Genomic DNA, 18,857 nt, shown 5'->3' with positions numbered 1-18,857 from the left:
AAGGCGTCAATCGTCCGGCTGTTCGTCGCCGTCATCCGTGCCGGGCCGCGTCACGCGCAGTTCGCCGGGCAGCGGGGGATCGAGCCCTTCGGTGCTCCCCGCGCGCACCAGAAAGGCGCCCGTGCGGTAGAGCAGGGGGTCTTCCTTCGTGCGGTGGGCCACCAGCCGCAGCGTCTCCGCGCCGGCCTTGCAGATCACTTCGCAGGCCGCTTCGGGAATGGGACGGTCGAAGAGCACCTCCACCACCATCGGCAGCCCCAGGGCGATGCGCTCCACGGGGCGCAGCCCGGTGGCGCTGACCGCGTAGAACCGGACCGGGGGCCTGGGGTCGAACGTCACCGCCACGTGATCGTCCGGTGCGAGCATCCTCGGAAAACGGTCGGTCCGTTCGATGATCGGGGGGCCGTACGCTCCCAGCAGTCGAGAGCCCGGCGCCAGGGTGATGACCACGGCGCCATCCGCGCTGGTGAACCGCGCCGTGGCGCCGGCGGGCCCCTGCCTGAGCCGGATGGGTGGACTGCGGTGGATGAATCCACCCCCGGCCTCCGCTGTCCGTGCGCCGGCGGGACGGAACATGTTGAACGCGCCCGAACCGCCCTCCACCACCAGGGCCAGCGGGATGTTGGTGCCGAAGGGCCGCTCGCTCGGCATCGACACTTCCTCGCGGGTGATGAGTTCGAGATGAAAGGGATCATCCTCGCCGATGCGCACGATCGGACGGCTGACGCCATCGCTGCTCACGCGCACGAAGCGCGTGATCGTCCCGATCCGCTCGAGCGTGAGGGGACGGTCGAAGTGATACGTTTCGGTGACTTCCTCCCGTTCCCGGCTCCACCGCGCCCAGGGGCCGCTGTCCACGCCCGTGGCGGTCATTCCATCGCCGGCGAGGTTCAGTTCGACGCGGTGGGGCAGTTTGCGGCTGTTGAGTTCATCCTTGACCTTCTGCGGGATCTCAGGGTTGGTCCAGTTGCTCGCCACCTCGGCGGTCAGCGTGTCTCCGGAAAGGATGAAGGACTCGACGGGAATGGCCCACGTCGAAAGACGGCCGTACACCTGCGCCACGCTTCCGCGAACGGCGACGATGCCGTGAAACGTCTCTTCCGGGTGAACGCGGTTCCGCGGGTCGGTGACCTCGTGAGCCGTGACCTTCCACAGGCCTCGCCAGCCGCGCGGCTGGCGGACGGGGGTGTCGTCATCCTGGGCGGCCCACGCCGGGACGCTTGAGATGAGGACGGCGAGCAGCAGCGAAGGATTGGCGAGGGTCATTGGTCGCCTCCGTGGCCGAATGACCGCTGGTGAGTGCCGGCATCACGACCCAACGCGGCTCATGATACCTCCAACGCCCATGCAGTGGCGTGCATCGAAGCGGCGTTCACCGATGGGGAAATCGACCGCCGTCATTGTGAAACTGGGCAAGTTCGCCATTGGCTCGCGTTGCATTCGATGCGTAACTCATTCAAACAACGTGATTTGCATCGGTGATTCGATTCGACTGACCTTCACTGGATCATGATCGTTTTCGGCTTGCGTTTTTTCATCAACGTGGTTCAATGGATGGTGTGGGTGCGGCCGCGTGGTTGCGCCACGTTCGATTGTTCCGGGTGAAAGGGGAGACCCAGACATGAGAGGACTGATCTGCAAGAGTGCGGCCGCCATCGTGGGCGTCGCGGTGGCGACCTCGCCAGCGATGGCCGGCGGCAAGATCCACCCGCTGGAGGGATTGAATCCCGTTGATTACGGGTTCAGCACCAACTTCGGCGTGCAGGCGTGGTTCCGCGGCTACGAGTTCACCGTGCAGGGCGACAACGTCGTGGCCACCGAGATCGGCCTGCGCACCCCCGCCACGGGTCAGCAGGTGACGCTGCAGTTGTGGCGCAACAGCACCATGACGCTGGTTGCGAGCACCACGACGATTCTGACCCCCGGCAACGTGTGGGAGTACCACTCCATCACGCCCGTGCCGCTGATCAACGGCGAGCGCTATACCGTGGGCATCCACTCGCCGGGCACCAACGCCGCGTACTACTTCAGGAACAACCTGCCGGCGGAGTGGTACCCCACCGGCGTCATCAAGTACGAAACCATGCGCTTCCACAACTCCGCGGCGGTGCAGTATCCGACCAGCACACTGGCGGGCTACCACTACGGGATCGTGGACATCGGCTACGTCATTCCCGCGCCGGGCGCGCTGGCCCTGCTGGGACTGGGCGCGGCCGTGGGCACACGCCGTCGGCGCCGAGCGTGAATCGTTCGCACGACAGCCGGATTCGTGATTCGTTCCAGCCGCCCGCATCCCCGGATGCGGGCGGCTGTCATTCGCGGCCGACCTGAATCGCCGTGGGGATCAGTCCGGAATACGCACGATCAGGAATGTCACATCATCCTGGATCGCCCGACCGTTGAGGAACGCCGCGTGATCCGACTCAATGGCGGCGGCGATCTGGTCCGCGGTGGCGCCGGGTGTGGCGGTGCGTTGAATCACCTGGCGGAGCCGATCCTTGCCGTACGATTCGCCCTGCGGGTTCCGTGCCTCCCACAGACCGTCGGTGCCGAGGATGATGACGTCGCCGGGACGCAGCCCGTCGCGCGTGATCTGCTGGTACGCCAGGTCGGGCATGACGCCCAGGGGGATGTCGCCTCCATCCAGCATGGAGAACTGGCCGGTGGCGGGTCTGTAGAGCAGAGCCGGGTCATGTCCGGCGCTGGCCCAGCATGCCGCGCCGTGACTCGGATCGACGGTCAGCATGGTCATCGTCATGAAGCGTCCGTGGCGTGCGTCGGACGCGAGCACATGGTTCAGCCGCGACATGGCGTCGCCCAGGTCCGTCGCCGCGGGAGCGGCGGCGCGAAGGGCGGCCCTGGCGGTCGTCATCAACAGCGCGGAAGCGATGCCGTGACCCATCACGTCGCCGACGACCAGCAGCAGGCGGCCGCGGGGCAGGGATTCCACGGGTACGAAGTCGAAGTAATCGCCCCCCATCGATTCGCAGTACCGGCTTCGCGCCGCGATCTCGATTCCGTCCACGACAGGCGGGGCGGCGGGCAGCAGCGACTTCTGCACCTGCGTCGCCAGGGTCAGCGACTGCTGCAGTTCCATCCGCTGGCGCAGTCCCGACGCCATGTCGTTGAGCTCCGCGGAGAGCTGCGTCAGTTCGCGCGAGGCGCGCAGGTTGATCCGGCTGTCGAAGTCGCCGGACGCCACGCGGCGCACGTGATCGGCCAGGCGCACCAGCGGGTCGGCCAGCCGCCTTGACAGGATGAAGCCCAACAGCATCGCCGCCGCCAGCGCGATCAACCCCAGCAGGATCGCCCGTTGCTGCACCGCCTGGGCCTCGGCCATGAAGGCCGACTCCGGCAGCACCGCGATGACGCGCCAGTCGATCCCGGCGTGGGGCTTGAGCGGCACGATCGCGGCCCGCGCCCAGGCGTCATCCACGAGAACGCGGTGCATCGAATGCGGCGCCGCCGAGGCCCGTTCCACGATCGGCGTCACGGCGCGGGCGGCGGGATGAGCGGACCCTCGCAGCGAGAGTCGCTCGCCGGCTTCGGAGTTCACCGGCCCGAGCGACGACGCCACCAGCAGCCCCTGCTCGTCGATGATGAAAATCGCTCCCACTTCCGCCATGGGCAGCGTGGCGATGAAGGAACTCAGGGCGCCGAGCGCCACGTCGATGACCAGCACGCCGTTCAGGCCGGTCGCGGGATCGCTCACGCGCCGCACGTAGCCGGTGCCGGTGACCGACTCCTCGCCCTGCTCGCCGAACCAGAAGTAGATGGGCGTCCACACCGGCCCATCGTGCTTGAGGGCGCAGTCGTACCAGGGTCGGATCCGGGGGTCGTAGAAGTAGATGCGGATCGGGTCGGGCGCCACGACGCCGTCGGGCGTCATCACGTACTCGACCGCCTCGTCGTTGCGCCCGCCGGTGACGCGACCCACTTCCAGCCGGCCATGCGCCCGCAGCAGCCAGGTGGCGTCGCCCCGCTCGGTGCCCAGGCAGATCGACGCCACATCGGGCGAAGTAAGCAGGTCATCGAGCATGGGGCGTTCCCACGCGGTCAATCCATCCAGGGGCAGCACGCCATCCGCGACGCGCCGGGCATACAGGTCGCTGACGCGCACCGCTTCGCTGAGGTACTGACGCACCTGGGCCTGCACGCTGACAGTGGTGTGGCGAACCAGGTTGGCGCCCAGCTCCTCGGCGACGCGGCGACTGGTGACCACCGACAGCGTGACCAGCGAGGCCGCCACCGCCGCCATGGGAATCGTCACCATGAGCGCGATCAGCGTGCGGATGGAGGGCTGTCGTCCGGGCATCACTCATGTCCCGCGGGAAGGCGGAACGATACCATGCCGGACCGTTCGGGACGCGGTCTGCCCGGCAACACCCCCGATCAGGCGAGGAAACTCGATGCGGAACTGGTGCGGCGTCATACAACTGGCATGGCTTGCGGCGACCATTGCGGCGGTGGGCGGCGGCTCCGTCGCGGTCGCCGATTCGAGCACGCCCGACGGCCCCCCCCGACTGATCGTGGTGACGCCCTCATCGCTGCGCGAGGCGCTTGCCCCGTACATCGAGCACCGATCTGGGGAGTTCGCAGTCGAGGTGATCCTGCTTGAAGCCGTGCTCGCGCAGCACGAGGGAGTGGACGACCCGGAGAAACTCAAGCGTTTCCTGTACGACGCATGGAAGGAGCGAGCCGCTCGGTACGTGCTGCTGGTGGGCGACGCCGACGTGCTGCCCGTCCGCTACATGGTGCTCGATCGCGTGACCGCCCCGGCCTTCGACTATGCGTTCTACCCCTCTGACCTCTACTACGCCGACGTGGCCAAGCCCGACGGCTCGTTCGAGGACTGGAACGGCGCGAAGGACGGCTTCCACGCCCGCTACTTCGGCGAGGTGCGCGGCGAGAAGAACAAGAACGATCCGATCAACTTCGACGATATTGACTACCTGCCCGAACTCGCTCTGGGACGATGGCCGGTGAGCACGCCCGGGGAGACGGCCATCGTGGTCGCCAAGACGCTGGCGTACGAACGATCCATCCGTGACGAAGCGCCTTCGTCGTCCGGCGGGGCGCAGGGACGCGGCGCCGCGGCGCTGCGCGGTCGAACGGCTGCGTTCATCATGGTGGGTGGATGGGTCGATGCGCGGAGCCGCATGGACCGCATGGCCGCCTCGCTTGGCGAGTCGTGGATGATCCAGAAGCGGTACTACAGGGGGGGGGATGAACGTTTCGACACGCCGCCACCGGATGAACAGCAGGTGGTCGATCTGCTCAACAACGGCGTCACGCTGCTCTTCCACGCTGGGCACGGGCATGATCACGGGTGGGAGCACTGCATCCACACCGGCTCGCTCACGAAGATCAACAACGCGAAACATCCCGCGATCATTCTCTCGGCGGGCTGCTCCACGGCGCGCTTCGCCACGCTGCCGCCCTACGAGCCCTACGTGGACATCGACGGCGTGGAGCACGCGGGCACCAACGCCGGGCAGGTATTCGGCGCCCCGCCGCCCCCGCCCGCGCCGTACCAGCGCGGCGGGCACAACCCCACCGGTCTGGGCGAGCAACTGCTGCGCGCCGGCGAGAACGGCGCGGCGGCCTACTTCGGCTGCAACACCGGCAGCCAGCCCTGCGGGCTGACGCTGCTGGACGGCTTCGCCGAGGCGATCGGCACGCTTGACTCGCCCCGACTGGGCGACTGCTGGAAGCACGCGATCAATTACTACGTGCGGCACGAGCGGCTGCGCGACCTCGTCCCCACCGACTCGTGGTACCCGGCCAGCATCTTCTTCCAGGGCATGAAGTTCATGCTCTTCGGCGACCCCACGCTGCCCTTGCCGTATCAATAAATGCACCGGGTCCATTGTTCGTGCTGATCCACTTCACCACCATCGTCCGCGCCGTGCCGCACGAGCAGAGCGGCGAGATCGTCGCGCTCGACTGGAGCTCGAAACGGGTCATCGCGCGAAGGCCCCTGTACGCCGACGATCCGGACGTGGTGGACGGCAACCCCCGCGGCGGGGCGCGCGGCGGGCGGGGCATCCTGCCGCGGGGCGGGCGGCTCTGGGTCGCCTCGTATCACACTCTGCATCAGTTCGACCAGGATTTGCGGGAGATGGGCCGGCTCTCGCACCCTCTCTTCGTCGGTCTGCATGAACTGTGCGATGATCCGCGGGATGACTCCATCTGGGTGTGCTCCACCGCCATTGACGCCGCGCTTCGGCTGGATGCGTCAGGGCGCGTGGTGGAATCGTGGTGGCCGCGTGAAACGCCCCGGCTGCAGCGCGATTTCGGTCTGTCGCCGCTGGTGATCGACAGACACGCCGACAATCGCACGCGCTGGCTGGATCAATCGCACGCCAAGAGCCCCAGCCACTGCCATCTCAACGCCGTGCGCGTGCATCATGGCGAGGTGTTCGCCCTGCTCAACCGGCTGGGCGTGGTCTACAACGTCACGCGCGATGAGGTGCTCGTTCACGATCCGCTGCTGCACGGGGCGCACAATCTGTCTTTTCGGGGCGATCGCTGCGTCATCAACGACTCCAGGGGGCGGCGCGTGCGGATGTACGGTCCTGACGGGGCGTGCGAGCGCTCCATCGACCTGGCGAAGTTCGCTCCCGTCGCCGCCCTGCTGGAGCAGGTGGGCCCGGTTCGCCCCGCCGCGCTGCCGCTGTTCGTTCGCGGCCAGCACCTGCTGCCGGACGGGCGGCTGTTCGTCGGTCTGTCGCCTGCGTCGATCGCGCTGCTCGATCTCGACCGGGGCGAGTTGCTCGACCTGTTCACGCTCTCGCGCGATGTGCATCACACGATTCACGGGCTGCACGTGAGTGCGACGGGTGCATCGGGTGCTTCGTTCAGATGATCCGCCCCTTCGTATACATCGCGTCGCTGCGCCGCACCGGCTCCACCGTGCTGGCCGAGGCGCTCACCGCGCTGCCGCACTCGTACATCTTCATCGAGCCGCAGTTCGGCGAGAATCGCTGGTCGATCAAACCCGGCGACGCTGAACTGCTCGCCCCCTTCGGCCTCGATCTCGAGGCGCGGCGTGAGCGGTGGCTCGCCGGGCGCCGCACGCCCCACGCGGTGGAGGTGCTGCGCGATGACGTCGTGACGCCGCTGGCGAGCCGCATCGGCCAGCTGGGCGTGAAGGAGATCCGCCACGAGGGCTGGCGCGCGTACCAGCGTGCTTTCCCGTCCATGCGCATCATCCTCACCGCCCGCGACCCGCGCGACATCTACATCTCGCTCTATCACCGCCAGAGGCAGGGGCTTGGCACGTGGAAGGGTGAGTACACGCCTCAGCGCGTGGCGGCGGACCTGAACGTACAGTTCGCCTTCCAGCTCGATATGCACGCCGCCGGGCCGACCCTGCGCGTGCGCTACGAGGACTTCACCGCGGACCCTGGCGCGATCGAGCGTGTCAGGCGGTTCATCGACAGTCCGATTCCCGTGGCCGCCACGGGCGAGATCGGCGGGTTTCTCGCCCGCGCGCCCGGACGGTCGGATGAGCACGCTCTGCACGGCGGCTCGATCACGACCCGGCGCGCCGGTCGCTGGCGCGATGAGCCGGACGCGGCGCTGCGTGATCAGGCCCGCATGCTCTTCGACCTGATGCCTGACTATGCGACGTTCTGGAACTACGGCGATGAGGCGGGCGGCGGCTCCCGCTGAACGGTTTCAGTTCCCGGTCATTGGTTGTCGCAGGAAGACGATCACCAAGGATCAACAACCGGCATCGGCAATTGCTCAGCCCCGGTCTCACTCGCCTCCCCGGCTGCGTCGCCAGGCGTCGTGGAGCGAGTCATCCAGAATGGTGAGCGACGCCTCATCCACCAGCCGCCGCGCGAGCTGCTCCATCAAGAGGCGCTCCTGCCGGCGCCGCGAGAACTCGGTCAGCGGCTCGCGCTCCTCCTCGATGGTCCGGCCCGTGCCGGGCACGAGCCGCTCCAGGCGGAGCAGCGCGAATCCGCCATCGACCATGATCGGGCGCGACACCTCGCCCGCCTGCATCGAGAAGAGCGCCTCGCGCACCGCGGGGGGGAACGACGGGTCGCCCGCGCTGATCGGCTCAATCAGCCCGCCGCGCGAGGCGCTGACGTCGGTGGACATGTCCACGGCGATGTCGGCGAAGGATTCGCCCCGCGCCACGCGCCGCAGGGCGTGCTCGGCCTGGGCGAGCGTTGGGGTGACGATCAGCCGCGGCTGCCGACGTTCGCCGTGCAGCGCTTCCCACGCCTGACGGAGGGCGGCGTCGGTCACCTGCACCTCGTCGCGCACGAGTCGGCGCAGGGCGGCGTTGCGCCGAAGCAGGGCGTCAAACCGGGTCCGGCCAAGCCCTTGGCGGGTCCGAAGTTCGCTCAGCAGGCGCACGGCGTCATCGGCGTTGGGGCTGAGCGTGGCCAGCAGCAGCCGACGCTCCTGCTCGACGGCCCCGGCGTCGAGCGACAGCCCGCGCCGGGTCATCTCCAGTTCCAGACGCCGATCGAGCACGATTTCGGCGAGCGCCTGGGTTCCGGCCATCTCCAGCAGGAGCGGCTCCAGATCGCTCATCCGAACTGGTTTGCCTTCCACCAGGGCCATCGTCCGCCCGGTCCCCGGCGGCTGGGCCGCGGTCCGCCCGGCGGCTGGGGGGGCGTCGGGGGGTTGCGCCGTCGCCGTCTCGGTGGGATTCGCGTCATTCCCTGCCGAATCCGGTGTGGCGGCGCATCCGTATAACCAGAGTCCCGTCAGGGCACAGAGACTTCCCCGGACGATCCGCGCGCGGTACGCTGCCATGGTGCAAGGGAATCCGCACAGGCCGAACGAGTCAAACGGAGGCCGCGACCGCATGCCCAAGGTCAAGGTGGTGATCTGCCCGTACTGCGGCGACACGCAGCCCTCCGGGGATCGGTGCCGCCACTGCAAGGGGCTGTTCGAGCCGCTCAGCCGGCAGGCGACTCACAACGCCATGGGGCCGTGGTTCGTGCGCGATCCCAACAACCCGTTCCAGCCCGGCTGCAGCTACGAGACGCTGGTGAAGCTGATCGATGCGGGACGGGTGTCGAAGTACACCATCATCCGCGGGCCGACGACCAAGCAGTTCTGGACCATCGCCAAGCACACGCCCGGCGTGGCTCACCTGCTGGGGTACTGTCACCACTGCGACGCCGCCGTGAACAAGAAGGATCTGGGGTGCCCGCAGTGCGGGGCGCCGTTCGGCGCGTACCTCGATCGCAACTTCCTGGGGCTTCCTGAGGTCAAGCCCATGCCGGGGGACGTGGACCCGAGCGACACATCACCCGGTCAGTGGACCGCGCGAGAGGTGCTGCGCCCCACCGCGCCGGGGCTGTCCAGTTTCGGAACCGACGAGGAACTCATGGCCGGGGGCTCCCGTTTCGAGGGGGTGACGCACGGGGCGGCTTCGGCGCTGGCGTCGGCTCCGGCGGTGGCGACCGCCCAGCCGGCGCCGCCTCCGAGCATCGGGCTCGACGTGGACGCCTCGTACCTGGCGGCGCGTCAGCGCACGCTCGAGCGTCAGATCGCCCGTCAGAAGCAGACCGTGCGCATGCTGGTGATCCTGCTGGTGCTGGCCTTCGCGGTGGCGGGCGTCAGCGGCATCATCGCCTACCAGAAGAACCGTCCGGCGCCGAGTACCGGCGGTGGTGGGCCTGGCGGCACGATCGGGGAAACGCGAGAGAGTGACGGAGCCGTCGATGGTGTGACAAAGTTGCCGCCCGGTGGAACCGGGGGCGTGGTTGATGGCGGGTCGGAAGTCGCTGATAACGGAGATACCGCTCACCCCGGCACCCCCGGCTCCACTCCGCCGGGGGCGGGCGCCGCGCCGGGCGATCCGGGCGGCGCGGGTGTTGACGGCTCGCCGCCGGGGAATGGCGATGCTCCGGTTGATTCGCCATTCCTGGTCGAAGTCGAGCAGGCCCGATCGCTCGCCAGGCAGTCGGAGAACGCCGACCTCGATCTGGATGAGCGCATCAAGGCGATGAAGCAGGCCATCGACATCCTCAAACGAGTGCTGGCGTCGTCGCCGGAGTCCGAACGTCCCGCCGACCTGCCGGAGTTGATCGCCGCCTATGAGCGCGCCCTGAAGAAACTGGAGCTCAAGAAGTTCTTTCCCTGAGCCGCCCGCGTCGATTGACGTGGCCTCGTCTTGCCTTAGGTGACTTTGTGACAGCCCAGGGCGGTTGAAGCGTCGTGGTGAATGGTGGGTGCTGGCCTGCGAGGGAAGACCCACGGCAGGTCCGAGAACTCGTCGGAGGTGTCCTGAATGACCCGGAACACGCTCAGCGGTGGGGGGCGTCTCGCGCGGCGTTCGAGCGCGCTGCGGGTCGCCGCCGCCATCGTTGTTGGGCTTGGAGGATGGGGAAGCGGAGCGGCGTCCGGGCAGATTCCGGACGTGGGCGTCATTCGCATCACCGAAAGTGACGGGCGTTTTCGTACGTCGGCTCCGTTGACGCGCGAGGATCCGTACTGGTTCCAGTTCGACACGCTCGTCGATCCGCGCAAGCCCGACCGGGGCACGCGGGGCCGCGTCGCCGAGCAGTTGGTGTACGAGATCATCAGCGGCATGACCGGTCCCGGTGATGGACCGGCGAAGGCGGAGCAGGCGGCGCGGGAGCTGGTGGCCTTCGTTCCGGAACGGCCTGCGGCCCACTACAACCTCGCCTGCGTGCTGGCGTCGCGCGGCAAGATCAACGAGGCCCTTGACGCCTACGAGAAGGCCATCGCCCTGGGCTGGCGGCATGAGCGGCACACGTCCATGGATGGGTCGCTCGACCCCCTGCGGTCGCATCCGCGATTCGCAGCCCTGACGGAGCGAATGACGCGGCTGGTCGCGGAGGAAGCGGTCACGCCGCGACCTATTCGCACGGATGCGTGGCAGACGGCGGTGGGCGACCTGGAGCGGGAGGCGCCGGCCATCCTTGCCCGTCATCACGTGCCGGGGGCTTCGATCGCGCTGGTGTCGGACGGCAGGGTGGTGTGGACCGGCGCCTTCGGTCGCAAGGACGAGCGCAGCGACGAGCGACTGAGCATGGGCACGCTCTTTCGCGTGGACGGACCGGCGCGGCTGCTGACCGCCATTGTGGCCATGCAGTTGCATGAGCGTCAGGCCTGGTCGCTTGATGACCCGTTGTCGAAGTGGACGAGCGCGCTGCGTTTCGGCTCGCTCGACTTCGCCAGGGACGTGACCATCCGGCGGGCGCTCAATCACACTGCCGGACTGGCGGCCCGTCGTCTCACCGAGCCGGCCGAGGGCGTAGATGACGAAATCAACCGCACCATCGTGCTCGACCCGTCCCGCGTGGGGGTGAAGTACACGTGGGCGCCGGAGGCGTACCTGGCCGTGGGGCGCGCCGTGGAGAAGGCCCTGGCCAACCCGGACACCGCCGATCAGCGCGAAAGCGACGAGTTCGACGGGTACTTCGGCGAGCGCGTGCGAGCCGGGGTGCTCACGCCGCTGCGCATGAACGCCACACGCACTGGCTACGTCACGCGCGAGCGGTTCGACGTGGCCACGGGCCATTCGGAGTACGGCACGCCCTACCTGGCGGCGATGGAGCCCCGCAAGCCGGCCTCGCCGATCTTCACCACCGCGGGCGATCTGGGCCTGCTGCTCGAGTTCATGCTCGGCAGCCACGCTGACGGCGTCCGACCCGTGCTGACGATCGAGTCCATCGCGTCGATGCATGCGCCGGGGCTGGAGCATCCCGCACTCGCTGGCTGGCACTTCGGACTGGGAATCGAGGTGCGGGAGACCGAGTTCGGCCGGTGCGCCCAGGTGTCGAGCGTTCGTCAGGGCGTCGGCTGCCTGATGCGCTGGTATCCGGATTCAAAGTGCGGCGTGGTGATCCTCTTCAACGCCGACACCGGCCTGCCAGCGGCGGAGCGACTGGCCAATCTCTCGCTGGGCGGAATCTGACCGAAGACGTGGGGAATCGTGGTAATGGCGCCTCGTGCAACGCCTCCCGTATCCTCCGGGGGCGACATGGTCATCTCCCGCGGCCGATAAGCGACGCGCGTCACGTCCGCAAACCTGCATCGAAGTCCAATCACGCAGGTCGGGTTCAGCGGCCTGCTGTTTGAGCCGATGAAGATGGCGTTCGATCGCGCCGCTTCCGACCTGGATTGTCGGAGGCATGGTCCGCGAGGGCCGTTGGCGCGGAGTTCAGGTTGGGGCCTTCCTGTGGAGGGCCATGAGCGAGGGTTCCGCCATGATGCGTGACTCTACCCCGACGACGGCGCCGTTGCGCCGTCATGTTCCGCCGGAGACCGCCCCAGGTGGCGGCGCCGTCAATTCGGGATCAGATCACGCACGGCGGTTCTCGCGGGGAGAACGCCATGAAGTCGATCCTCCTGGCCGACGCCGACCCGATGTCCCGGGAACTGCTGTCCGAAGCGCTCCGCGAGCGCGGCTACGCCGTCACGACGGTCGCCAGCGGCCGGGAAGCCGCGACGATCTGTCGAACAGCGCCCATGGACGTGCTGCTGCTTGACCTGGCGCTTACCGAACTCGACGGCGAGGGTGTGCTGCGCGCCCTGCGCGGCAACGAGCGCACGCGGTCGCTGCCGGTGGTGATTCTGACCAGGGTGCGCGATCGCGCCCGCCTGATCGAAGCCGCCCGACTCGGCGTGCGCGGGATCGTGCTGAAACAGGAGTTCTCGCTGCGCGCCGTGCTGGCGCAGCTGGATCGCATTCTCGCCGCTCCGTCGGCGACCTCCGGAACCGCGGTGACGATGACGGACGCCGCGACTCCGCCCCCGGCCGCGACAAGGTCCGAACCGGTGTCCCCGGACCACGTCGATGCCCGGAGGTCGCCGACGGGCGGCGTGGGTGCGCCGCGTTCTCTCACCGCCGCGTCGGTGGTGGAGGCGTCTCCGCGCGGTTCATCGTCGGACCGTGAGCATCCTCTCATCATCGAGGTTCCCCCCACGCTCGAGGAGGACACCGCGGCGCTCAAGTCGCTGCGCCCGCCCATCGGCAAGTCGCGCCTGCTGGAGATGATCGATGGCTGCGGCGAGCTCAAGGGCTTCTCGCCAGCCGTGAGCGAGGTGCTCAAACTCACCGGCAACCAGAACGCCTCCATCGAACAGATCGCCAAGGCGATCAGCCGCGACCACGCCATCGCGCTGAAGGTGCTGCGGCTGGCCAACTCGGCGGTGTATACGCGCGGCGAGCCGGTGGACTCCATGCAGAAGGCCGTGCTGCGCATCGGCGTGGGACAGATTCGGCAGGCGGTTCTCAACCTGGCCCTGGTGGAGCGCCTGAGCGTGCGCTCCATCGACGGCACGGTGGACGGGGACCAGTTCTGGGAGCACGCCATCGCCACCGGCTTGATCGCCTCCGAGATCGCCCGTTCACGCGACGAGAAGGAAGTGGACGGCGCCTTCACCATGGGGCTGCTGCACGACGTGGGGCGCATGGTGCTGCTCACCGAGGCCCGCGAACCCTATGAGCAGGTGCTCGAAGCGGCCGGACGACTCATGCTCCCGCTTGAGCAGGTGGAGCAGGCCATGCTTCAGATCACCCACGCGGACGTGACCGCGCGGGTGTTCCAGACCTGGAAGTTCTCGCGCCATCTCATCACGCCCATCACCATGCACCACGTCTCGGCGGGCAACATCCGCCAGGTGGCCTCCAACGAGGCGACCGAGGTCGCCACGCTCGGCCTGGCCGACCGGCTCGCCCACGCCTTCATGCTCGGTTCGAGCGGCAATGAGACGATTGCTCCCACCGAGGATCTCTGTGAACTGCTCGACCTTGATCCGTCCGTCGTCGCGCGCATCGAGATGACCGCGCGCGACGAGACCGACAAGATCAAGTTCGCCCTGCTGGCGCGATCGAACCTGTCGAACTGGGATCAACTGAACCTGGTGCATCAGTCGCAGTTGCTCAGGCCGCTGCGTCCCCTGTACGTCGCCCCCGCGCCGGCCATCGACGCGCATCGCATCTTCGTCGAGCAGCTCGCGGACTGGGGTGACGGCGAGCCCGCCAACCTGGGGCTCATCCGCTTCCGCAACCCCCGCGATCGAGAACCCATGTCCCGCGCCTATGCCGAGCGCGAACGGGCCCAGGGACTGCCGAAACTACCGCTCATCTGTCTCTCGGCGGGCGGACGAATCGCGCCCATGCCCTCATTGATGGAAGGCCGTCGGGTCATTCAGCTTTCCACGCCCTTCACCATCCGCCGGTTCATCGGCGTGGTCAATGGACTCCTGACCGGCGCTGCGGGAGCGCCGGAGGAGGCGGGCCGGGACGACGAGTCGCGCGCGATGTCGATGGCGGCCTGAGAACGGAGCGCCCGCATCATCCGCCCGAGCCGGGCGTCGGCGCCGGCACGTAATGCGGCGGAGGCGCCTCCACGGGCAGGTTCCAGATCTTGGACGACTGCACGCTGTAGCCCGTCAACTCCTTGCGCAGGTGCACGGTGATCTGGCCCACGCCGCCGCCGGCGCGGGGGAAGACCAGGTCGCACTCGGCGTTCATGGCCCGCGAGCGGACCTGCGTGACGTGATAGGTCCACTGGTCCGGCTGCGTCATGGGCGCGCCCGTCCCCAGCTTGGCGATCACCAGGTCGTACACCTTGGCGGGGCAGCCGGCGGGCAGATTGATGAAGTACTCACGCTCGCCCCCGAAACGGGCGTGCACGTGCTGGATCGCCGCGGCCATGATCGACGGGACCGGCTCGTAGGCGGGGTTGTCGATGCTCGACGCGCCCTCGATGGGCGGGTAGGTGGCGAAGGGTGCGCACGAGGCGAGCGCGATTCCCACCCCAAGCCCGGTACACGCGATGACGAGCCGGGCCAGGCGGACTGGCATGGATAGTCGGGCGGGGATGACGGTCTCTCGGTGTCGGCGCATGGCGGGTCTCCGTACGCGGTGCGGCCGCGCTCCATCGCGGGCTGCATGGAGTGTACCCGCCGGGGCGTCGCGCGGCACGGCGGCGCTGCATCGGCAACGCTCGATTCACGCAATCACACCCGAAACCAGACGTTTCCCGTCTGGCGATCCGCCCTGGAACGTGGCATAATCAGGGGCTTCCCATGCCTGGCTCACGTCGCAAGCCCGATCCGTACGCGATCACGCCGCCCCCCGCCGGTCCGCGGCTGCCCGGCGCCAGCGATGTCATCGTGTGCGAGGACGTAGACGCGGTGATCGACCGCATCGCCGCCGAGATGGTGGTGCAGGGTCTGGAGTGCGTGCGGCGCTTCGGCGACTTCCACCTGGCGCTCTCCGGGGGGCGCACGCCTGAGCCGCTCTATCAGCGGTTGATGTACGACCCCGCCTGCCGCGCTCTGCCCTGGCGTCGCACCCACCTGTGGCTGGTGGATGAGCGTCTGGTGCCGCACGACCATGCGGAGTCGAACTATCGCATGATCCGCGAGACGATCGTGGATCACGCCGACATTCCGCCCGAGCAGGTGCATCCCATCTCGACGTGCTCACCGGCGTGCGACGAGGAATACGAGCGCGAGCTGCGCGAGCACCTGATGTGGCGCGAAAAGGGGCAGGATCGACTGGACTTCGTGCTCCTGGGGATGGGTGCGGACGGGCACACCGCCTCGCTCTTCCCCTACAGCGACGCGGTGAACGAGGACGCCCGGCTGGTGCGGCTCAACCGGGGCGGGCAGACCCCGTCGCCCGGTCGTGTGACGATGACGTACCCGCTTCTCAACTCCGCACGTTACGTGGCGGTGATGGTGACGGGCTTCAGCAAGGCGGAGACAATCCGCCGCGTGGCCTCGGCGCGCGACACGGTGCAGGAGCTGCCGATCCTGGGAGTGCGCCCCACCGGAGGCGACCTGGTGTGGTATCTGGACCGCGAGGCCGCCGGGCTGGGCTTGCAGGGTCAAGGTGAGGGATCATCCGCCACCGGCGCCGAGGCGGGCCAACCGTTGACATGGCGCGATCGACCAGGCATGGATTTCGACGAACTCGAGGGCGACGCGCCGCCCTTCGATGAGAACGAGTTCAAATGACCGTTCGCACGAACCTCGTCAAGGATCGGCGTCCCCTGCACTTCACCTGGCTGGGCGACCTGCTGGCCGACGTGCAGCAGTTCGACGGCGCGACCGTCATCGCCACGGGCAATTGGACGCCCGCCCAGATCGTGCAGCACGTGGCGAAACTCATTCATCTGTCGATTGACGGCTTCCAGGGCCTCATGGCCCCGTTCATCCTGCGGGCGCTGGGGCGGCTGTTCAAGCGTCACATGCTCACCAGGCCCTTGAAGCCGGGAATCACGCTTCCGGGCCGCTTTGACCTGCTTCTGCCGGACCCGGACGTGACGTGGGACGACGCCGTGTCGGAGCTGTGGCGCGCGGTCGATCGCGTGCAGCAGGGCGAGCGGATGGAGCAGCCCAGCCCGGTTCTCGGCCCGCTGACGCACGAAGAGTGGGAGCAACTCCACTGTCGCCATGCAGAGATGCACTTCAGTTTTCTCAAGCACGGTGGGACTTGAGCCGGATCCGATGGTCGCGGGCGAGACGCCCGCGCCACAGGTGCGGATGATGGTCGCGGGCGAGACGTCCGCGCCACAGTCCCCATCAGTCGGTTCTCACTGATTCAGGTAATCCCGCAGAATCACCATCGCCGCCAGGGCGTCCCGGCGTTGTTTCTTCTCCCCGCGCGTGCGTCCGGAGCGGTCGAGGTACGCCTCCGCCGCGTCGCTGGTCAGCCGCTCGTCCTGATACACGATGCGAATGGGCGGCGACGCCGCGGCCTCCAGGCGCGCGCCGAACGCGCGCACCAGCCGGGCGCGGTCGCTCTCCGAACCGTCCATGTTGATCGGCAGGCCGAGCACCAGCACGGCGGCTCCGTGCTCACGGGCGGCATGGAGAATCGCCTCGATCAGCCGCGCTTCCTGCGCCGGGCGAATGATGTTCAGCACTTCCACGGGCGTGACGATGCCCGTCTCATCATCGCCCACGGCCAGCCCGGTGCGCTTGTCGCCCAGATCAACCGCCATCAGCCGCATGACGGAGTGTAGGGGCGGTGGAGTGTGCGGTGATGGTCCGTGCGCCGTCAGAAGAGCCCTCACTCCGGCCTTCTGACACGGGACGAGGGGAATGCAGCCGAAAGCCGAAAGCCGAAAGCCGAAAGCCGGTCCATCAGCCCAACCGTCTTCCGCTCACTCCTCCAGTCCCTTGGCTTCCCATCGCACCTGACCCTGTCCAAGGAGAGTTCCCGTCGCGAAAGCCAGATCGACCTGGGCGATCTGGTAGTCCACCAGGGCGCGAATCTCGGCGTTCTGCGCGTCGGCGAGAGCGGCGGCGGCGTCGAGCACATCCGTGCTGGTGCGGGCTCCTGCGTCGTACTGGCGCTGCTCGCCCAGCAGCACCTCGCCCGCCAGGATGGCCGCCTGCCTGGCCGCCAGCACGCGCTGCCAGTTGGTGTCGAAGGTGTCCACGGCGTTGCGCACCTCGGTTTCGATGGCCTGGCGCCGCTGCTCCCTGGTGGCCAGTCGCTGCAGCCGCTCGAGAATGGCGCGGTTGATGCGGGCGTTGGCGGCTTCGTTGCCGATGGGGATTTCCGCGCGCAGCCCGGCGGACCAGTCCTCGAACCGCTTGCTGGCCATCAGGTCGAAGGAGTTGCCGAGGTTGCCTCCCAGTCCGTTCACGGTGTATGAGTAGTCCAGCACCACGAGCGGCAGGGCCTGGTTGCGCTGAAAGTCGATGGTGCTGGCGTTGATCGCCAGCCGCAGCTCCTGCTCCAGCATCTCCATGCGGTTGTCGATGGCGAAGGCGGCGAGTTCACCGGCGTCGAGTTGCAGCCCCAGCGGGTTGGGCTCGGTGGTGGGCAGCACCGCCTGCTGGTTATTGACGGGCAGGTCTGTGCGATTCATCAGTCGCTTGAGGTCGCGCTCCCGCTGCTTCACGGCGTTCTGGGCCACGATGATGGCTTCAAGCCGCTGGGCGACGCCGGACTCGGCCCGCGTCACCTCGATGCGCGGGGCCGTCTCCTGCGCCACGCGACGGCGGGCGCGCTCCAGTTGCGCCACCGCCAGTTCATACTGCTTGAGCGCGACGTCCAGCGACTGCCGGGCGGCGTACAGGTTCCAGTAGGCGCGGTCCACGTTGGCCAGCACGCGGATGGCCTCGAGCTTCGTGAGCGCGTCCGTCAGGCGCTTCTGGTACTTCGCCACCCGGATGCCGTGCGTATTGGGCCGCACGCCCGCGTTGCGCAGCAGCGGCTGGGAGATCGAGAACCGCAGGTCGGTCGAGAACGACGGGTTGAGCGTGGCGAAGGCGTTGTTGGTCTCGGTGCGGTTGACCGGCAGGTTGACGTTGACCGTGCCGCCCGTGCGCAGCGGAATGTTGACGCCGAAGTCGAACTCGTCGATCAGCGCCTGCGAGTTGGCGAGCGTGGAGGCGGTGGCGGCGTCCACGTGCGTGCGACGCGCCGAGGCGGTGAACACCCACTCGAACCGGGCTTCCTCCTCGTTGATCGATTCCTGCGCGATGGCAGGGTCGTACAGGGTCACCTGCAGGTCGAGATTGCCCGCCAGCGCGGCGGCGCGGGCCTCGGCCAGCGAAAGCGACACCGGCTCGCCGGGGCGCACCATTGACTGAGGCGACCAGTCGCGCCGCATCGCGGCGGTCGCCTCCTCCACCGACACGGGCGGCGTGCGCGACGAGGATGCGAAATCCTTCGCGTCGATTATCTCCACCGCGCCCTCACGGGCGATCTCGAGGTAGTAGTCGTTGCGGGAAAGCGGATTGGCGTTCTCGCAGCCGGTCAGGTTCATCCACAGATAAACACAGATGAGCACGGATGGAAAGCGTGTAGAGTTCGTCACGACTGGTCGGCTCCCGTCAAGCGGTCGAGTACCGAAAGGGCGGCTGGTTGGCACGGTGCT

At 68.1% G+C, this 18,857-nt stretch carries 15 protein-coding genes; 9 read left to right on the top strand and 6 right to left on the bottom strand.

What is annotated here, in order from left to right; genetic code table 11:
• Window positions 1–6: 6 nt before the first annotated feature.
• Complete coding sequence (locus tag HRU76_04260) at window positions 7–1,266, bottom strand: hypothetical protein (protein ID QOJ16847.1); 1,260 nt, start codon at window positions 1,264–1,266, stop codon at window positions 7–9.
• A 355-nt stretch (window positions 1,267–1,621) separates the two neighbouring features.
• Between HRU76_04260 and HRU76_04255 the strand changes: the two genes are divergently transcribed.
• The gene (locus tag HRU76_04255; GenBank protein ID QOJ16846.1) at window positions 1,622–2,245 is read left to right on the top strand and encodes a PEP-CTERM sorting domain-containing protein; all 624 of its coding nucleotides are present in this window, start codon (window positions 1,622–1,624) and stop codon (window positions 2,243–2,245) included.
• 99 nt (window positions 2,246–2,344) lie between these two features.
• Here HRU76_04255 and HRU76_04250 read toward each other — a convergent pair whose 3' ends face one another.
• Window positions 2,345–4,315, bottom strand: a complete 1,971-nt coding sequence (locus HRU76_04250; GenBank protein ID QOJ16845.1) for a SpoIIE family protein phosphatase — start codon at window positions 4,313–4,315, stop codon at window positions 2,345–2,347.
• A gap of 94 nt (window positions 4,316–4,409) precedes the next feature.
• On the opposite strand from HRU76_04250, the gene HRU76_04245 reads away from it, so the two are divergent.
• Genes HRU76_04245 through HRU76_04235 form a run of 3 tightly spaced genes read left to right on the top strand, consistent with a single transcriptional unit; the run spans window position 4,410 to window position 7,677 of the window.
• Entirely contained in the window at window positions 4,410–5,855 is a 1,446-nt protein-coding gene (locus tag HRU76_04245) for a hypothetical protein (GenBank protein ID QOJ16844.1), read from the top strand.
• A 20-nt stretch (window positions 5,856–5,875) separates the two neighbouring features.
• A complete protein-coding gene (locus tag HRU76_04240; GenBank protein ID QOJ16843.1) occupies window positions 5,876–6,868 on the top strand; it encodes a hypothetical protein in 993 nt (330 codons plus the stop codon).
• On the top strand, window positions 6,865–7,677 hold the full coding sequence (locus tag HRU76_04235; GenBank protein QOJ16842.1) for a sulfotransferase: 813 nt from the start codon (window positions 6,865–6,867) through the stop codon (window positions 7,675–7,677). Before HRU76_04240 ends, HRU76_04235 begins: the two co-directional genes overlap by 4 nt.
• An 87-nt stretch (window positions 7,678–7,764) precedes the next feature.
• Here the strand turns inward: HRU76_04235 and HRU76_04230 are convergent, their stop codons facing one another.
• Window positions 7,765–8,577 (bottom strand): peptidyl-prolyl cis-trans isomerase, encoded by an 813-nt coding sequence (locus HRU76_04230; GenBank protein QOJ16841.1) that lies wholly within the window; start codon window positions 8,575–8,577, stop codon window positions 7,765–7,767.
• A gap of 256 nt (window positions 8,578–8,833) precedes the next feature.
• Here HRU76_04230 and HRU76_04225 point away from each other — a divergent pair, with 256 nt between their 5' ends.
• The 3 genes from HRU76_04225 to HRU76_04215 all read left to right on the top strand — a co-directional run bounded on the left by HRU76_04225 (window position 8,834) and on the right by HRU76_04215 (window position 14,289).
• Window positions 8,834–10,120 (top strand): hypothetical protein, encoded by a 1,287-nt coding sequence (locus HRU76_04225; protein QOJ16840.1) that lies wholly within the window; start codon window positions 8,834–8,836, stop codon window positions 10,118–10,120.
• A 147-nt stretch (window positions 10,121–10,267) separates the two neighbouring features.
• Window positions 10,268–11,920 carry a serine hydrolase gene (locus HRU76_04220; GenBank protein QOJ16839.1) on the top strand — a complete coding sequence of 551 codons (1,653 nt, stop codon included), beginning with the start codon at window positions 10,268–10,270 and terminating at the stop codon, window positions 11,918–11,920.
• 419 nt (window positions 11,921–12,339) lie between these two features.
• Window positions 12,340–14,289 carry an HDOD domain-containing protein gene (locus HRU76_04215; protein QOJ16838.1) on the top strand — a complete coding sequence of 650 codons (1,950 nt, stop codon included), beginning with the start codon at window positions 12,340–12,342 and terminating at the stop codon, window positions 14,287–14,289.
• Between the two features lie 16 nt (window positions 14,290–14,305).
• Here the strand turns inward: HRU76_04215 and HRU76_04210 are convergent, their stop codons facing one another.
• Window positions 14,306–14,860 (bottom strand): hypothetical protein, encoded by a 555-nt coding sequence (locus tag HRU76_04210; GenBank protein QOJ16837.1) that lies wholly within the window; start codon window positions 14,858–14,860, stop codon window positions 14,306–14,308.
• A gap of 182 nt (window positions 14,861–15,042) precedes the next feature.
• Between HRU76_04210 and pgl the strand changes: the two genes are divergently transcribed.
• Both pgl and HRU76_04200 read left to right on the top strand, forming a co-directional pair.
• Window positions 15,043–15,978, top strand: coding sequence for a 6-phosphogluconolactonase (pgl, locus tag HRU76_04205; GenBank protein ID QOJ16836.1), 936 nt, complete (start codon window positions 15,043–15,045; stop codon window positions 15,976–15,978).
• Window positions 15,975–16,460, top strand: coding sequence for a DUF1569 domain-containing protein (locus HRU76_04200; protein ID QOJ16835.1), 486 nt, complete (start codon window positions 15,975–15,977; stop codon window positions 16,458–16,460). Before pgl ends, HRU76_04200 begins: the two co-directional genes overlap by 4 nt.
• 96 nt (window positions 16,461–16,556) lie before the next feature.
• Here HRU76_04200 and ruvX read toward each other — a convergent pair whose 3' ends face one another.
• A complete protein-coding gene (gene ruvX, locus HRU76_04195) occupies window positions 16,557–16,976 on the bottom strand; it encodes a Holliday junction resolvase RuvX (protein ID QOJ16834.1) in 420 nt (139 codons plus the stop codon).
• A gap of 153 nt (window positions 16,977–17,129) precedes the next feature.
• A complete protein-coding gene (locus tag HRU76_04190) occupies window positions 17,130–18,770 on the bottom strand; it encodes a TolC family protein (GenBank protein ID QOJ16833.1) in 1,641 nt (546 codons plus the stop codon).
• Window positions 18,771–18,857: the final 87 nt, after the last annotated feature.

It is taken from the genome of Phycisphaeraceae bacterium (assembly GCA_015709595.1).
Lineage (GTDB): Bacteria > Planctomycetota > Phycisphaerae > Phycisphaerales > SM1A02 > CAADGA01.
Note: the sequence above shows the minus strand (reverse complement) of the source record. Positions and strands in the feature narration are given on the sequence as shown.

Excerpts from the sequence above, each read along its gene's own strand:
- HRU76_04210 (QOJ16837.1), bottom strand. The coding sequence starts at position 14,860 with ATGCGCCGACACCGAGAGACCGTCATCCCCGCCCGACTATCCATGCCA.
- HRU76_04200 (QOJ16835.1), top strand. The coding sequence starts at position 15,975 with ATGACCGTTCGCACGAACCTCGTCAAGGATCGGCGTCCCCTGCACTTC.
- ruvX (QOJ16834.1), bottom strand. The coding sequence starts at position 16,976 with ATGCGGCTGATGGCGGTTGATCTGGGCGACAAGCGCACCGGGCTGGCC.
- pgl (QOJ16836.1), top strand. The coding sequence starts at position 15,043 with ATGCCTGGCTCACGTCGCAAGCCCGATCCGTACGCGATCACGCCGCCC.
- HRU76_04255 (QOJ16846.1), top strand. The coding sequence starts at position 1,622 with ATGAGAGGACTGATCTGCAAGAGTGCGGCCGCCATCGTGGGCGTCGCG.
- HRU76_04235 (QOJ16842.1), top strand. The coding sequence starts at position 6,865 with ATGATCCGCCCCTTCGTATACATCGCGTCGCTGCGCCGCACCGGCTCC.
- HRU76_04250 (QOJ16845.1), bottom strand. The coding sequence starts at position 4,315 with ATGCCCGGACGACAGCCCTCCATCCGCACGCTGATCGCGCTCATGGTG.
- HRU76_04260 (QOJ16847.1), bottom strand. The coding sequence starts at position 1,266 with ATGACCCTCGCCAATCCTTCGCTGCTGCTCGCCGTCCTCATCTCAAGC.
- HRU76_04245 (QOJ16844.1), top strand. The coding sequence starts at position 4,410 with ATGCGGAACTGGTGCGGCGTCATACAACTGGCATGGCTTGCGGCGACC.
- HRU76_04225 (QOJ16840.1), top strand. The coding sequence starts at position 8,834 with ATGCCCAAGGTCAAGGTGGTGATCTGCCCGTACTGCGGCGACACGCAG.
- HRU76_04220 (QOJ16839.1), top strand. The coding sequence starts at position 10,268 with ATGACCCGGAACACGCTCAGCGGTGGGGGGCGTCTCGCGCGGCGTTCG.
- HRU76_04215 (QOJ16838.1), top strand. The coding sequence starts at position 12,340 with ATGAAGTCGATCCTCCTGGCCGACGCCGACCCGATGTCCCGGGAACTG.